The organism is Qipengyuania atrilutea (assembly GCF_013370205.1).
Taxonomy (GTDB): Bacteria; Pseudomonadota; Alphaproteobacteria; order Sphingomonadales; family Sphingomonadaceae; genus Actirhodobacter; species Actirhodobacter atriluteus.
The window spans coordinates 510,149-525,555 of the sequence record NZ_JABWGV010000003.1; the positions used below are offsets into that span (position 1 = coordinate 510,149).

General features: G+C 61.8%; 9 protein-coding genes. 5 read left to right on the forward strand and 4 right to left on the reverse strand.

What is annotated here, in order from left to right; all coding sequences use genetic code 11:
- Positions 1 to 57: 57 nt before the first annotated feature.
- Positions 58 to 360, forward strand: coding sequence for an Asp-tRNA(Asn)/Glu-tRNA(Gln) amidotransferase subunit GatC (gatC, locus tag HUV48_RS10520; RefSeq protein ID WP_176267713.1), 303 nt, complete (start codon positions 58 to 60; stop codon positions 358 to 360).
- Positions 357 to 1,853, forward strand: coding sequence for an Asp-tRNA(Asn)/Glu-tRNA(Gln) amidotransferase subunit GatA (gene gatA, locus HUV48_RS10525; RefSeq protein ID WP_225871636.1), 1,497 nt, complete (start codon positions 357 to 359; stop codon positions 1,851 to 1,853). Before gatC ends, gatA begins: the two co-directional genes overlap by 4 nt.
- Before the next feature lie 207 nt (positions 1,854 to 2,060).
- Here gatA and HUV48_RS10530 read toward each other — a convergent pair whose 3' ends face one another.
- Entirely contained in the window at positions 2,061 to 3,122 is a 1,062-nt protein-coding gene (locus HUV48_RS10530; protein ID WP_176267714.1) for a glycosyltransferase 61 family protein, read from the reverse strand.
- Positions 3,123 to 3,234: 112 nt separating this feature from the next.
- On the opposite strand from HUV48_RS10530, the gene gatB reads away from it, so the two are divergent.
- Complete coding sequence (gene gatB, locus HUV48_RS10535; RefSeq protein ID WP_176267715.1) at positions 3,235 to 4,746, forward strand: Asp-tRNA(Asn)/Glu-tRNA(Gln) amidotransferase subunit GatB; 1,512 nt, start codon at positions 3,235 to 3,237, stop codon at positions 4,744 to 4,746.
- 50 nt (positions 4,747 to 4,796) lie between these two features.
- Entirely contained in the window at positions 4,797 to 6,959 is a 2,163-nt protein-coding gene (locus HUV48_RS10540) for a S46 family peptidase (protein WP_176267716.1), read from the forward strand.
- Positions 6,960 to 7,032: 73 nt separating this feature from the next.
- On the opposite strand, the gene HUV48_RS10545 is transcribed toward HUV48_RS10540, so the two are convergent.
- The 3 genes from HUV48_RS10545 to HUV48_RS10555 form a co-directional block, all read right to left on the reverse strand.
- Positions 7,033 to 7,338 (reverse strand): hypothetical protein, encoded by a 306-nt coding sequence (locus tag HUV48_RS10545; RefSeq protein ID WP_176267717.1) that lies wholly within the window; start codon positions 7,336 to 7,338, stop codon positions 7,033 to 7,035.
- A gap of 114 nt (positions 7,339 to 7,452) precedes the next feature.
- Positions 7,453 to 10,311: a M16 family metallopeptidase gene (locus HUV48_RS10550; RefSeq protein ID WP_176267718.1), complete on the reverse strand. Its 2,859-nt coding sequence runs from the start codon at positions 10,309 to 10,311 to the stop codon at positions 7,453 to 7,455.
- Positions 10,312 to 10,330: 19 nt separating this feature from the next.
- Positions 10,331 to 12,583, reverse strand: a complete 2,253-nt coding sequence (locus HUV48_RS10555; RefSeq protein WP_176267719.1) for an acylase — start codon at positions 12,581 to 12,583, stop codon at positions 10,331 to 10,333.
- 191 nt (positions 12,584 to 12,774) lie between these two features.
- On the opposite strand from HUV48_RS10555, the gene clpB reads away from it, so the two are divergent.
- Positions 12,775 to 15,354 carry an ATP-dependent chaperone ClpB gene (gene clpB / locus HUV48_RS10560; protein ID WP_176267720.1) on the forward strand — a complete coding sequence of 860 codons (2,580 nt, stop codon included), beginning with the start codon at positions 12,775 to 12,777 and terminating at the stop codon, positions 15,352 to 15,354.
- The last annotated feature ends 53 nt before the right edge of the window (positions 15,355 to 15,407 follow it).

The window sequence follows — 15,407 nt, forward strand, 5'->3', positions numbered from 1 at the left end:
CTTTAAGCCACAACTCCCGCTTGAAGCGCGCCCGCCCGCTCGCTAACGCGCACAGCCATGTCAGTCGATAAACCCACCGTCGCGAAGATCGCGAGTCTTGCGCGGATCGAGATGGACGATGCCGCGCTCGAGCGCATGGTTCCCGAACTCAACAACATCCTCGGCTGGATCGAGCAGCTAGGCGAAGTCGATACCAGCGCAGTCGAGCCGATGACCGCGGTGATCCCCAACACGCTGCGCCTGCGCGAAGACGAGGTGAACGCCGATCCGAAGACCGGCGGCGATCGGCGTGAAGACATCCTCGCGAACGCGCCCGTTGCCGAACACGGCTTTTTCGGCGTGCCCAAGGTGATTGAATGATGCCGAAGAACGCAGACGAACTTACGCAGCTCGGCGTCCGCGAAATCCGCGACGGCGTTGCAAGCGGCGATTTCACCGCGCGCGAGATTGCCGAGGCCTTCAACGCGGCGGTCGAACAGGCCGCTTCGCTCAATGCCTTCATTGTCGCCACGCCCGAGAAGGCGCTGGAAGCGGCAGATGCGGTCGATGATGCTCGTGCTTCGGGTAAGGACCTCGGGCCGATGGCCGGCGTTCCGATCGGCATGAAGGACCTGTTCTGCACCAAGGGCGTGCAGACGACGGCGGCAAGCCATATCCTCGAAGGGTTCGTGCCCCAATACGAAAGCACCGTGTCGCAAAAGCTGTGGGATGCGGGTGCAGGGATGCTCGGCAAGCTCAATCTTGACCAGTTCGCGATGGGCAGCTCCAACGAGACGAGCTATTTCGGCAACGTCACCTCGCCCTGGCGGAAGACCGGCAGCAACGCGGACTTCGTGGCCGGCGGCTCGTCCGGCGGATCGAGCGCCTCTGTTGCAGCGCGCATCTGCCCTGCGGCAACCGGTACGGACACCGGCGGCTCAATTCGCCAGCCTGCAGCCTTTACCGGCATCGTGGGCGTAAAACCGACCTACGGCCGCTGCTCGCGCTGTGGCGTCGTCGCTTTCGCCAGCAGCCTCGATCAGGCCGGACCGATGGCCCGCAGCGTCGAGGACTGCGCGATCATGCTCCGCGCGATGGCCGGCTTCGATCCGAAGGATTCAACCTCGCTCGATTTGCCTGTGCCCGACTGGGCGAGTGCGCTTGATGCCGACCTACGCGGCAAGAAGGTCGGCATTCCGCGAGAATACCGGATGGACGGGACCGATCCCGAAATTCTGGACAGCTGGGAACGCGGCAAGGAGTGGCTGCGCGATGCGGGCGCGGAGATCGTCGACGTCTCATTGCCGCATACGAAATACGCGCTGCCTGCCTATTACATCATCGCACCTGCGGAGGCATCGTCCAACCTCGCACGCTACGACGGCGTGCGCTACGGTCTCCGCGACCTGCCGGAGGGCGCGGGCCTTCAGGACATGTATGCCGCAACCCGTAGCGAAGGGTTCGGCGACGAGGTCAAGCGGCGTATCCTGATCGGGACATACGTGCTTTCGGCCGGCTTCTACGACGCCTATTACAACCAGGCGCAGAAGGTGCGTGCACTGGTAGCGCGCGACTTCGAGCAGGTCTGGAACGAGTGCGACGTGATCCTCGCGCCGACTACGCCGACCGCAGCTTTCTCGCCCGGAGCGCAGTCTGATAATCCGCTCGCGATGTATCTGAACGACGTTTTCGCCGTGCCCGCGTCGCTGGCCGGCCTCCCGGCAATGAGCGTACCCGCGATGCTGAACGGAGACGGCCTGCCGCTGGGCCTCCAGATTGTCGGCAAACCGTTCGACGAGCAGGGCGTGATGAACGCCGGCCTCGCGATCGAACAGCGAGCCGGATTTACGGCTAAGCCGGAGCGCTGGTGGTAACGTTTCTTTCCTCACGTAACTGTACGTATCAGCGCCGTAGTTAGAAGAAAGGGTTATCTGTTTAAGTACTGTACCGAAATTTGAATGATCAACCCGTATTCTGAAAAGCGGAGTGGCAAAACGAAGGATTTTGGTTGACCGTAGATACGTTTTAATCAAGTCAACTTTAGATATCCTGTCGTTCGGAAATTTACGGGCGTGTTGCCATCATCTCAATTTCTGATTCAGCAAATCAATCGTTCTCATGATTGTGTCTGTATTTACCGAAAAACTGTCGGTGCCTGTAGTTTCGCCAACGATAATTCCGTACTCTAGATTTAACGCTTCGCAATATAAGCGCCAATGAAGATTGAACTGGTTTGGCCCCAACAACGTCAGGATACTTGCACCGGAAGGAAGAGCGCAAATCGCATGCGCAAACGCGGATCCTTCTGCTCCGATAGCTATCTTCGCGTTCTTCAACGCGTCCACGATTTCATCAGGCTGCATCGCTTCAGGCAGAATCGTTCTAACACCATGCCTTTCCAGTTCCGAACTGATCCTGTCTTCATCGATCAAAGAGCGACCAACAGCGTTCGGCCCTCGTTTCAAAAAAACAATATCTGCACTATGTTTTTGCGCTGGCTTTGCCGTCCGTAGCCTGTTCCGTAATAATTCGAGCCGCCGCATTCGGTCTGATGTCACTTCGAAGTCGCGATGAACCCATAAATTCTCGATTTCCATCAACTCAGTTTTCTCGCAAGCTAACTTTGATAGCGTGCGGTAACCGAGTTCGCTCGGGCGAATGGTGCCCGCAACCGAAATTGGCACATGGCCTTGCTCGTGTACCAATATTTCCAAAGGCAATTGGTCGTGCAACCAATGCCCGAAATAGCGCTCTGATACTTCGGTAGACACTAGCGCCGCTTCGCCATGGTATTTGCTGATACGTGGCAAAAACCACCGCCGACTTTGATCTCGAACATATTGAACATATGACTTGGTCAAGATCGTGCCATCCGCCACGAGCGCGTCTTTAAGTAAATAAGCTTTTGACGCTCCTTGTCGAACACCGTTGCAATCAATCAACGCTATGTTCCTGGCGGGTGTCGAGTCTGGATGATGCCCGGTAATCTTATCCAGTTCACCAGGTAGGTGGACAAGGGGGCGCGCGTTCCAATTTCGGCCTTCGTCAAACGTCACGACCTTGCTGGCAACTTCCTCTATCGAACGGTGCCGAATTCGCTGCGAGAGACGTGAAGTTATTGGCCAGATACTTTTGGACATCATAAAACACTTGCTCGCACAGTATTCCATTCGTCGCAATCGGTTCGCTGGTCTACGTTTTCTTACAACGCCAACCGTCTTGCAATTCGGTGCGCCTCGCAGCAAGGCTGACCGAATGAGCAACAACTACCGCATCCAGGGCGCGACGGGCGAATGGGAGGTCGTGATCGGCCTCGAGGTCCACGCGCAGGTCACCAGCCAGTCCAAGCTGTTCTCTTCCGCCGCGACCGAATTCGGGGCCGAGCCGAACACACAGGTCAGCCTGATCGACGCCGCAATGCCCGGAATGTTGCCGGTGCCCAACCGCGAGTGCATTCGTCAGGCGGTGCGTACCGGCATGGCGATCGAGGCGGAGATCAATCGCTACTCGCGCTTCGATCGGAAGAACTACTTCTACGCCGACTTGCCGCAGGGCTATCAGATCAGCCAGCTTTACCATCCGATCGTGGGCGAGGGACAGATCCTGCTCGAGGCGGACGAGAAGGCCGGCATTCCCGAAGACAAGGTCATCGGGATCGAACGCATTCATATCGAGCAGGATGCGGGCAAGCTGATGCATGATCAGCACCCCACGATGAGCTACGTCGATCTAAACCGCTGCGGCGTGGCGCTGATGGAAATCGTCAGCAAGCCCGACATGCGCTCGCCCGCCGAAGCCGGTGCTTATGTCCGCAAGCTGCGCAGCATCCTGCGCTACGTGGGCAGCTGCGACGGGAATATGGAACAGGGCTCGATGCGGGCGGACGTCAACGTCTCGGTTCGCAAACCGGGCGAAGAATTCGGCACGCGTACGGAGACGAAGAACGTCAATTCCGTTCGATTCGTCATGGCGGTCATCGAAGGCGAGGCGCGCCGCCAGATCGAATTGATCGAGGATGGCGGAACGGTTGTGCAGGAAACGCGGCTCTACGATCCCGACCGGAACGAGACGCGATCGATGCGCTCGAAAGAGGACGCGCACGACTATCGCTATTTCCCCGATCCCGATCTGCTGCCGCTCGAACTCGAAGAGTCCTTCCTTGAGGAATGCCGCGCGTCGCTGCCCGAACTTCCCGACGCGAAGCGGGCGCGCTACACCGGCGAGCTGGGCCTGACGGATTACAACGCCGCTGTCCTGACTGCGGAAGTGGAAACTTTTGCGCGGTTCGAAACGCTACTTGCGGAAACTGCAAAGCGGCTGGGCAAGAGCGGGGCCGCGGTCGCCACGCAGGTCGCGAACTGGACCTTGTCCGTCGCGCCGGGCGTCATCAAGTCGCTGGGCGAGGAAGCGAAGCTCGAACACAATACGGCAAGCGCCAATGCCGCGATCCTCGAAATGGCCGACAGCGGTGAGATTTCGGGCGGTCAGGCTAAGGAAATCTATGAGATCGTACTGAAGACCGGCCGCGATCCGGCAGAGATCGCCGATACCGAGGGGCTGAAGCAGCAGTCGGATACCGGCGCGATCGAAGCGGAGATCGACAAGGTGCTCGCGGCCAACCAGGACAAGGTGGAGCAGTACCGGTCGGGTAAGGACAAACTGTTCGGTTTCTTCGTCGGACACACGATGAAAGCGATGCAGGGCAAGGCCAATCCGCAGGTCGTGAACGAACTGCTGAAGGCAAAGCTCGGTCCGTCGCCGCAATAACCGGCCGTCCGCATCAGCGGAGCAACCGTCACAACAAAGGGTTCGCAACAATGCGCAAGAATTTGCTTACATCGTTCATGCTCGCGACGGTGGCCGCATCGCCACTTGCCGCCAAAGAGGGGATGTTCACGCCGCGGCAGTTGCCGGAAATCGCTGAGGATCTCGAAGCTACGGGTCTTGAGATCGATCCGGACCAGCTTTCCGACCTGACTGGCTTCCCGATGGGCGCGATCGTGTCGCTGGGCGGCTGTTCTGCGAGTTTCGTGTCGCCCCAGGGACTTGTCGTCACCAACCACCACTGTGCCCGCGGTTCGGTCCAGTTCAACTCGACCGCAGAGAACAACTACCTCGAGAACGGCTTCCTCGCGCAGAACGTAGGCGACGAACTTCCGGCCGCACCCGGCTCGCGCATTTACGTCACGACGAAGATCGAAGACGTGACGGACCGGATGCGCGAGGGCGTCGATGCCATGTCCGCGCGCGAACGTTACGACACGCTCGAACAGCGGATGAAGGACATCACCGCCGAATGCGAGCAGGACGCCGGCTACCGCTGCCAGGTGGCGAGCTTCTACGGCGGAGCGGAATATACGCTTATCAAGCGCCTCGAAGTACGCGACGTGCGGCTTGTCTACGCTCCTGCCGACTCGATTGGTAAATACGGCGGCGACGTCGACAATTGGATGTGGCCGCGCCACACGGGCGACTTCGCGTTCTACCGCGCCTATGTCGCGCCCGACGGCTCGGCTGCGGACTTCAGCGAAGCGAACGTGCCTTACGAGCCCGAGCATCACCTGAAGGTAAGCGCTGCCGGCCTTGAGGCAGGCGACTTCGTGATGGCTGCGGGCTACCCCGGGTCGACCTCGCGCTACGCAACACTGAGCGAGGTGCGCAACACCTTCGACTGGTCCTATCCGACCTACGTTACGCTGCTGAACGATTGGATCGACACGATCGAAACGGCCGCTCCGGAGGGCTCGGACGAGCGTGTGAAATACGAATCGCTGCTCGCCGGTCTCAACAATTTCGAGAAGAATACGCGCGGACAGCTCGAAGGGGCACGGCGCGTGGGGCTGGTCGATCGCCGCCGCGAGCGTGAAGAGGCGCTTGCGGCGTGGATCGCCGCGGACCGTTCGCGCGCGTCTTATGGCAGAGCGATTGCCGGGCTGCAGGCCTTGTCCGAAGAAAGCGCTGCGGCCGCGCGTAAGGAGTTCTGGTACGGCTTCGCCACGCGCCCGACGATGCTGTCGACGGCGCAGCGCCTGTACCGCCTTTCGAAAGAACGGCAGAAGGCCGATGCTGAGCGCGAACCGGGTTTTCAGGAACGCGATATGGCGTTCTTCCGACAGGGGCTTCAGGCGATCGACCGGCGCTACGATGCGGGTGTCGACAAGGCGCAGTGGCTGCTGTTCCTCGACAGTTACCTGAAGGAGCCAGCGGAGAACCGCGTCGGGGTGTTCGACCAGGCGCTTGGCCTGACAGGCGATATGGACCGAGCGGCGCTGTCTGCGAAGCTCGACAGCTACTATGCCGGCACGACGCTGAATGATGCCGAACGGCGGCTTGCATTGATGGAAGCGGACCCGACGACGTTCGAGAACAGCGACGATCCGTTCATCAAGCTTGCCGTCGCGCTCTACGACTACGACATGTCGTTGGAGGACGAGGAGAAGGAACGCTCCGGCCGTGCGCAGGCGCTGCGTCCCGCATATATGAAAGCCATCACCGAATGGCAGCGCGAGCAGGGAACGCTGACCTATCCGGACGCGAACTCCACCTTGCGCGTGACTTACGGCACGGTGCTGGGCGGATCGCCCAAGGACGGCCTCATCTACACGCCCTTTACGACGCTAGAAGGGATACTGGAGAAGGATACGGGCGAGGAACCCTTCAATGCGCCCGAACGCCAGATCACGGAAATCCGGGAGAAAGACTACGGACCTTACGCACTCGACAGCATCGGGACGGTTCCGGTGAACTTCCTCTCCGACCTCGATTCGACGGGTGGGAACAGCGGCTCGGCTACGCTGAACGCGCGTGCCGAACTGGTCGGTCTGCTGTTCGACGGTACGTTCGAAAGCGTGAACTCCGACTGGGACTTCGACCCGCGCACTACGCGCACGATCCACGTCGATACGCGCTACATGCTGTGGGTCATGGACAAGGTCGACGGCGCGGACAAGCTGATCGCGGAAATGGATATCGTCCGCTAAGCCGGACGCACGACCGAACAAAAAAGGCCCGCCGGATCGCTCCGACGGGCCTTTTCTTTTGTAAGTTCTCAAATCAGCCCTGGCGTTCGCCTGTCAGCGGCATTGCGCCGAACGCACCGGCATTGACGTTACCGGTCATCTGATCGCCGTTCACCGTCGCCTCGCAATCGAGCGTCATCGGCATCGGGACGGTCATGTTCATCTTCCACTTCAGCGTATCGCCGGAGATCGTGCCGTTTTCCACGTCCATCGAACCCATGCCGCCAGCCATCGAGCCGGTGAAGGTGTTGCCGTCATCACCCGGAACGACGGTGAAAGTTCCCTTCTGGTCGCCCATCGGGCTCTTGACGACGGTATCGTAGGTTCCTGCAACTGACATTCAAATTCTCCTCATGTGCAAAGTGGATGGCGCGGATTTCGCCGCTGCTTACATATATGTCAACAAGTGGCCGCCCGCGCCCGTTCCCGAGAGAGAAGGGGGCGGGCGAATGCGTCAGTTCATTTCCCGCCGTTCGATCGGAAGGCCAAGCTGTTCGAGTTGCGGTGCGACCTTTTCAGCATCGCCGACGACCACCCAGACGAACTGGTCGGGATCGATTGCCGCCCGTGCCGCAGCATCGAGGCTTTCCCGCGTCTGCGCGCGGTAGGTATCGGCCAGCGTTTCGTAATAATTCGCCGGCCTGTCGTAGAGCGCGTTGTTCTGCATCGCTGCCAGGACCGCGCCGGAGGTTTCGAACTGCCCCGGCAATTCGAGGATTTCGTTCGCGACGATCCGGGTCAGTTCCTCCTCCGTCACTCCGCGGGTCGATACGAAGTCACCGACTTCGCGGCGCAGTTCGGCCAGAGCGTCGCCGGTGCGGTCGGCCTGTACCGGAGCGGCGATGGTGTACGCGACTGCCTCTTCGCGAAGCTCCGGTCCACCCCGTACGCCGTAGCTCCAGCCTTTCGTCTCGCGCAGGTTCATGTTGAGCCGGGCGAGGAAGTTTCCGCCGAGCGCGTTGTTGGCATTGAGAAGATCGACGATCCCGGCATCCTGCGCACGCGCTTCGGTGAGCAGGCCGCCATAGATATAGCTTTGCGGCGAGTTCGGCCGATTGATGAGGACGACGCGCGGCTCGACCGTGCGGTTGCTGGTGGAAGCGAAGTTCTTCGTTCCCTTCGCTACGGCCGGTGCCTGCCAGTCTCCGAACGCCGCTTCGAGAGCCGGGGTCAGTTCGGCTAGCGGGCGATCGGACACGACGAAGATTTCGGCATTGTCCGGCCTGATCCAGCGCTGCTGAAACCCAGTGAGGTCGGTACGGGTGATGCCGCTAACCGATTCGACGGTCCCGCTGCCGGTATCGGCGTAGGGGCTGTTCTCTCCATAAACGATCGGCAGGAGCGCTCGCTGCGCGATGGACGAGGGCGTCCGCATCGCTTGCTCGATTCCGGTGATGGTCTGCGCGCGAACGCGCTCGATTTCAGCCGGAGCGAAGGCTGGATTGCGAACGACATCCGCCAGCAGTTCGACCGACGGCGCGAGGTTCGGGGTCAGGGCCGACAGTGTGAAGGACGAACGATCCACGCCGCCGCCAACCGAGATGTTGGCGCCAAGCCGCTCCTTCGCCTCGGCAAGTTCGCGCGAAGACTTCGTGAGCGTGCCTTCGTCGAACAGGTTGAGCGCCAATCCCTCGAGGCCGCGCTTGCTAGCCGGATCGGCGGCGGAGCCCGCATCGAACGACACGGCAACCCGCGTTACCGGTACGGCGTCACGCTGCGCGTAATGCACGCGAATACCGTTCGACAGCGTCGTGTTCGTTACGTCCGGAAAATCGAGCGAGGCCAGTTCGTCGAATGCCGGCGGGTCGCGGCGCTCGGTAACCGTGACGGTGTTGCTTGTGCTACCCGTATCACCATCATCCATATCGGCTGCGACGGAGGCAGCTTCCACGTATTCACCGCTGCGTTCGCCCGGTTCGAGCTGCAGCGTCAGACCGGGGCGGGTAAGCCATTTCGCCATGGCGGCCTGAACTTCCTGTGGGGTAAGCGTGGCGAGCGTTTCGAGCTGCGTCGCGTAGAAGTCCGGATCGCCAGCGAGCACTTCGCCCGATGCGAGCGTTACCGCCTTGCCGCCAAAGCCGCCGACCTGTTCGAGCCCGCGTATGGTGGAGGCGACGGTTTCGGTCGCGGCGCGGCGTACCTCGTCTTCGGTCGGACCTTCAGCGATGAATTCGGCGACGATCTCGTCAAGACGCTGCTCGACCGTAGCGGGGTCGACGCCCGGCTTGGCCGTCGCGCCTACGGAAAGGATGCCCATCCGCTGGAAGGCGTAGTTGCCGGCCGAAACGCTGACGGCGATCTGCTCGTCGCGGACGAGCGCGTTGTCGAGGCGGCTGGAGGAGAGTCCGCCGAGGATTTGCGCACCGACCTGAAGCGCGGTCAGGTCGCGGTCGGTGATGCCCGGTGCAGTCCAGTAGCGCGTGATGTCGGTCGCGGCGACCTGGTCGCGCATGACGCGGCGGACATCTTCGGTGAGTTCGGGCACGGTTGCCTGCGCCGGCTCGTTGACTGGCCCGCGCGCGATGGGGCCAAAGTACTTCTCGACGAGCGGGCGGGCCTCCGCGGGCGAGATATCGCCAGCGAGTACGAGCGTGGCGTTGTTCGGGCCGTAGTTGTCGCGGAACCAGTTGCGCACGGTTTCCATGGAAGCCGCGTCCAGATCAGCCATCGACCCAATCGGCGTGTGATCGTAAGGATGCCCGTCGGGGATCAGCACGTCGATGATCTCGTAGAACACGAGGCCGCCCGGCTGGTTGTCCCCCTGCCGCTTTTCGTTCTGGACGACGCCCCGCTGGTTATTGAGCTTCTCCTGCGTGACTGCTCCGAGCAGATAGCCCATCCGGTCGCTTTCGAGCCAGAGCGCACGTTCCAGCGCGCCGGTGGGCACGGTCTGGAAGTAGTTGGTGCGGTCGAAGTTGGTCGTACCGTTGTAGTCGGTCGCACCCATCTCCTGCAGATATTGGAAGTAGTCGCCCTGTGCATTCTCGCTGCCGTTGAACATGAGGTGCTCGAACAGGTGGGCAAAGCCGGTCTGGCCTTTGGGCTCGTCCTTCGATCCCACGTTGTACCACACGGCAACGCCTACGATCGGCGCCTTGCGGTCGGTATGAACAATCACGTCGAGGCCGTTGGCGAGCTCAAATTGCTCGTAGGGGATCGAGACTTCTGAAATCAGGCTTTCGAGAGATGCAGGCTCGGTCGATGCGGCAGCGGTTTGCGCCGGCTGCGATACGCTCATCGGCTCGTTCGTTTGCGCCGCGCACGCGGCGAGCGCCATGGCGAGCGTGCTCGCACTGATTGCCTTAATTCTCATAATGCGTCCCTTCGTGTCGTTATCGTCTTGCAGTATGGCCCGGCGGGGCGTTCGTCACCGTTTTTCGCGATACGGCGTTTGCCGCAATCTCATCGCGCCAGAAGTGTACCGGTTTCAAGCTGTGCTGGATAAACAGCGTAGACTGGTCTGTGAAATGCGGACTCTGTGGCCGCGTCGAGGCCGCACCGAACGGCATGATGGACCGCGAATCGACGCGTTCGCCCTCGGCCCATTCGGTCCACTGGATGAAACTGTCGCCGTGGCGCACGGCCAGACGGCCGTCGTCCGCCACATCCCACAGGGTCGAGGCGCGCAGCGTGTCGGATCCGCCGTCGAGCGGCAGGTCGACCGCGTAGGGACCTGGACCTTGCCGCAAGCGCAGCAGCTCGCCCATCGGCGGGTCGAGCCGTCCAAAATGCCGCATCAGATGGTCGACGGACCGTTCCAGTTCCTCGCGCGCGTCGGGCCATTCGTTGTTTTGATAGCTCGACGACATGAACGGCCGGATCATCAGCAGGGCAAGCGCATCGCCGCGGCCGATATTGTCGGCGCTAAGGTCCCATCCGGCGAGCAGACGCTGGGCCGCGAGAAGGCGCTCGTCGTCCGACACGTCGAGGGCCGCGACCTCATCGAGCATGTCGGCGATATAGCCGGAGCGTTCGTAGCCGGTGTCGTATTTGATTGCTGCAAGCGTGGCGCGGTCTATCTGTTCCGCCTCGTTCATCAGTTTCCAGGCGCGGCGGGCGCGGTTGGTCATCTTGAGTTCGACGCCCATTTCGGGCGGCACACTCGATGCGGGCAGGTCGCTGCCTTCACCCGCGGCGACAAACGGCGTGTTGTTGGCGTTCATCAGCCACCCGCTCGCAGGATTGACGTAGCGCGGCAGTGCCTCGTAGCCCACCGGTCCCTCCCAGATAAGCGCGCTGTCGTCGCCCGGCAGGATGCCGCGCCAGTCGGCCTGCGCCGTGCGGTCGGGAATGGCGGCGTTGTAGACATAGGCAATGTTGCCCGCCGCATCGCCGTAGATGAAATTTGTCGACGGGATGTCCATCCGCGCCAGCACCCGCTCCCATTCGGCGAGGTTCTGTGCCTTGTTCAGCCGGTAATAGGCGTCGAGCGTATCCAGATTGCCCATCCCGCCGTAACGGAAGGCGAAATAGCCCTCGTCGTTGCGGATCACGGGACCGTGGGCGCTGCGGTAGACCGTCTGACGTACGGGCAGGGTAATCGGGCCGAGCCTGACCGGCAGGGTCACGGTGTTCGCTTCGAGGTCGCGCCATTCGCCGTCGAGCCGGTACTGCGTCCCCGCCTCGTTCACGACGAGCTTGTAGACGTCGACCATGTCCGGCGTGTTCACGGTATTGGTCCAGCCCAGCACCTCGTTATGGCCGAGGAAGGGGTAGGGGCTGCCAGGGAAGTTCGCGCCTGCGTAATGCCATCCTTCGCCGCTCTCGACGACAAGTTCGTACCAGGCCACCCCGCCCCGCCACGGCTGGTGCGCATTCGACACGAGGATCGTCGGTCCGCCGGACTTCTCGGGTGCAATGGCAAAGGCGTTGGACCCGGACATGGCGCCGTCTTCCCCCATCGCAAGGGGCAGAGCGCGCGAAGTCCGGTGCGACACGCGGCTTGTGCGGACTTTCGGCTCGGCCGCGTTGTCTTGCCCTGTAGCAAAACCCGGGATCGGCGGGCCTTGCTCGGGGCGTAGCGGTTCGCCCGCTACCAGCGGCTCGATCACCTGATTGAGGCCGAAAAAGAACGGCTGTCGCAGCGCGAACCCGGCGGCTACGTCGACGCCGCTAATCGGAAAGAGGCGCGCCAGCTTGAGTTCGCCCGGATTGGCAGCTGCATATTGATTGAGGCCGGCGGCGTAGGCTTCGAACAAAGCGCGTGTATCGGCGGGTTGCTTCGGATATTCGCGCTCCGCCGTGCCGCGGGCATCGAGCAGGTGATAGACGTAATCGACCTGCGCACCTTCCGGCCCGGCAATCGCGCCGTAGCGGCCGCGCGACATGGCGACGACATCCTGCAAGGTTGCGAAGTCGTCTTCTGCATGCGCGATCGCAACACCGTAAGCCACGTCCGCATCGGTTTCGCCGTAGATATGCGGCACACCAAATTCGTCCCGCGTAATCTGAGCGGTGTAGGTCCGCGAGGCCTGGCCCCCAGTGCTCTGCTCGGCGAAGAACGGCTCCCAGCTCGCCAGAACGACGAACGCCGTCAGCACCACCCCGAGCAGCAAAAGCCCCGCTCGGCCCAACCATTTCCGCATAGACGATCCCTTCTCAGTTGCAGGCGTAGCGGCTTTGAGCCGCATGGTGAAGAGGTAGCGGGAACGGCCTGACGGAGGCGCGGATTATGCCCATGCGAGCGTACTGGAATTGGGGGTATCTACCCCCATATGACGCTAACACACTTCGCCTGCGTTCGCAGGTCGCCGCAAAATGACGTGAGGGACGTTATATGAATCTCGAGAAATTCACCGATCGCGCCAAGGGGTTTCTGCAATCCGCGCAGACGGTCGCCATTCGCATGAACCATCAGCGGATTACGCCGCTTCACCTCGCGAAGGCGCTGCTCGAAGACAAGGAAGGCATGGCGGCCGGCTTGATCCAGCGCGCAGGCGGCAATCCGCAAACGGCGGTAGCAGCTGTTGACGGCGAACTTGCGAAAATCGCAGCGGTCTCGGGAAGCGGTGCCCAGTCGACGCCGGGTCTCGATAACGACGCGGTGCGCGTACTCGACCAGGCGGAGCAGATTGCCGAGAAATCGGGCGACAGCTACGTGACGGTGGAACGGCTGCTGCTTGCGCTCGCGCTCGCCAGCACCACGGCGGCAGGTAAGGCGCTGACCGGTGCGGGTCTCGATCCGAAGAAGCTCGAGGCAGCGATAACCGAACTGCGCGGCGGACGCACGGCGGACAGCGCCGGTGCGGAAGATGCCTACGACGCCATGAAGAAATACGCGCGCGACCTGACGCAGGCGGCGCGCGACGGAAAGCTCGATCCCGTGATCGGACGCGACGAGGAAATCCGCCGTACGGTGCAGATCCTTGCCCGCCGGACCAAGAACAATCCTGCCCTCATCGGCGAGCCCGGCACCGGCAAGACCGCGATCGCGGAGGGTCTCGCTTTGCGGATCGCCAATGGCGACGTGCCGGACAGCCTCAAGGGGCGCACGCTGATGGCTCTCGATCTGGGCGCGCTCATCGCGGGCGCCAAGTACCGCGGCGAATTCGAGGAGCGGCTAAAGGCTGTGCTCGACGAGGTGAAAGGCGCGGAAGGCCAGATCATCCTGTTCATCGACGAGATGCATACGCTGATCGGAGCAGGTGCAAGCGAAGGCAGCATGGATGCGGGTAATTTGCTCAAACCCGCTCTGTCGCGCGGCGAACTCCACTGCATCGGCGCGACCACGCTCGATGAATACCAGAAGTATGTCGAGAAGGACCCGGCTCTGCAACGGCGCTTCCAGCCCGTCTATATTGACGAACCCAGCGTCGAGGACACCATATCCATCCTTCGCGGGATCAAGGACAAGTACGAACTCCACCACGGCGTGCGCATCACCGATGGCGCGATCGTCGCCGCGGCGCAGTTTTCCAACCGCTACATCCAGAACCGCTTTCTGCCGGACAAGGCGATCGACCTGATGGACGAAGCGGCCTCGCGCATTCGCATGGAGGTCGAAAGCAAGCCGGAAGAAATCGAACAACTCGACCGCCGGATCATCCAGCTCAAGATCGAAGAGTCGGCGCTCGAGAAGGAAAGCGATAGCGCGAGCAAGGACCGGCTCGCCACCTTGCGCGAAGAACTGGGCAATCTCGAACAGCAGTCGACCGAACTAACCACGCGTTGGCAGAACGAGCGCGACAAGATTCAGGCGGAAGGCAAGCTGAAGGAACAACTGGACCAGGCACGGATCGAACTCGAACAGGCACAACGCGAAGGCAACCTCGCGAAAGCCGGAGAGCTTTCCTACGGCCGGATACCCGAACTGGAACGCGCCATCGCATCTGCCGAAACGCAGACGGAAAACGCGATGCTGCGCGAAGAGGTTACCGAGGAAGATATCGCCGGTGTCGTTTCCCGCTGGACCGGCATTCCGGTCGACAAGATGCTGGAAGGCGAGCGCGAGAAGCTGCTCGACATGGAGAACGTGCTGGCGAAGCGCGTCATCGGGCAGACACAGGCGGTCGAGGCCGTGTCGAAAGCGGTACGGCGTGCGCGTGCCGGCCTTCAGGACCCGAACCGCCCGCTCGGCAGCTTCCTTTTTCTCGGCCCAACCGGCGTCGGCAAAACCGAACTAACGAAGGCGCTTGCCGCATTCCTGTTCGACGACGATTCCGCGATGGTCCGCATCGACATGAGCGAATTCATGGAAAAGCACGCGGTCGCGCGGCTGATCGGTGCGCCTCCGGGCTACGTAGGCTACGAAGAGGGCGGGGTCCTGACCGAAGCCGTACGCCGGCGCCCCTATCAGGTCGTCCTGTTCGATGAGGTGGAGAAGGCGCACAGCGACGTGTTCAACGTGTTGCTGCAGGTGCTGGACGACGGCCGGTTGACGGACGGGCAGGGCAGGGTGGTCGACTTCTCCAACACGCTCATCATTCTGACGTCGAACTTGGGCAGCCAGTTCCTCGCCAACATGACCGACGAACAAGGCGTCGAGGAAGTCGAGCCGCAAGTGATGGACGTGGTGCGCGGACACTTCCGGCCCGAGTTCCTCAACCGTCTGGACGAGATCATCTTGTTCCACCGTCTGGCGCAGGAGCATATGGCACCGATCGTGGAAATTCAGGTCGGGAGGGTGCAGAAGCTGCTTAAAGACCGCAAGATCACGCTCGACCTGACCGACGGCGCGCTGAAGTGGCTGGGCCGGGTCGGCTACGATCCCGTCTACGGCGCCCGGCCGCTGAAACGCGCAGTGCAGCGGTACCTGCAAGACCCCCTAGCAGAGAAACTGCTTCAGGGCGGAGTGCCCGACGGCAGCACCGTGCGCATCGACGAAGGCGACGGCGCGCTGGAGATGACGGTGGTTTGACGGCTTACCCCACGTACGCAGATACAAAAAAGGCCCCGGTTTCCCGGGGCCTT

Bases quoted from the DNA above. Each gene is read 5' to 3' on its own strand.
- gatC (WP_176267713.1), top strand. From the start codon at position 58: ATGTCAGTCGATAAACCCACCGTCGCGAAGATCGCGAGTCTTGCGCGG.
- gatA (WP_225871636.1), top strand. From the start codon at position 357: ATGATGCCGAAGAACGCAGACGAACTTACGCAGCTCGGCGTCCGCGAA.
- HUV48_RS10530 (WP_176267714.1), bottom strand. From the start codon at position 3,122: ATGATGTCCAAAAGTATCTGGCCAATAACTTCACGTCTCTCGCAGCGA.
- gatB (WP_176267715.1), top strand. From the start codon at position 3,235: ATGAGCAACAACTACCGCATCCAGGGCGCGACGGGCGAATGGGAGGTC.
- HUV48_RS10540 (WP_176267716.1), top strand. From the start codon at position 4,797: ATGCGCAAGAATTTGCTTACATCGTTCATGCTCGCGACGGTGGCCGCA.
- HUV48_RS10545 (WP_176267717.1), bottom strand. From the start codon at position 7,338: ATGTCAGTTGCAGGAACCTACGATACCGTCGTCAAGAGCCCGATGGGC.
- HUV48_RS10550 (WP_176267718.1), bottom strand. From the start codon at position 10,311: ATGAGAATTAAGGCAATCAGTGCGAGCACGCTCGCCATGGCGCTCGCC.
- HUV48_RS10555 (WP_176267719.1), bottom strand. From the start codon at position 12,583: ATGCGGAAATGGTTGGGCCGAGCGGGGCTTTTGCTGCTCGGGGTGGTG.
- clpB (WP_176267720.1), top strand. From the start codon at position 12,775: ATGAATCTCGAGAAATTCACCGATCGCGCCAAGGGGTTTCTGCAATCC.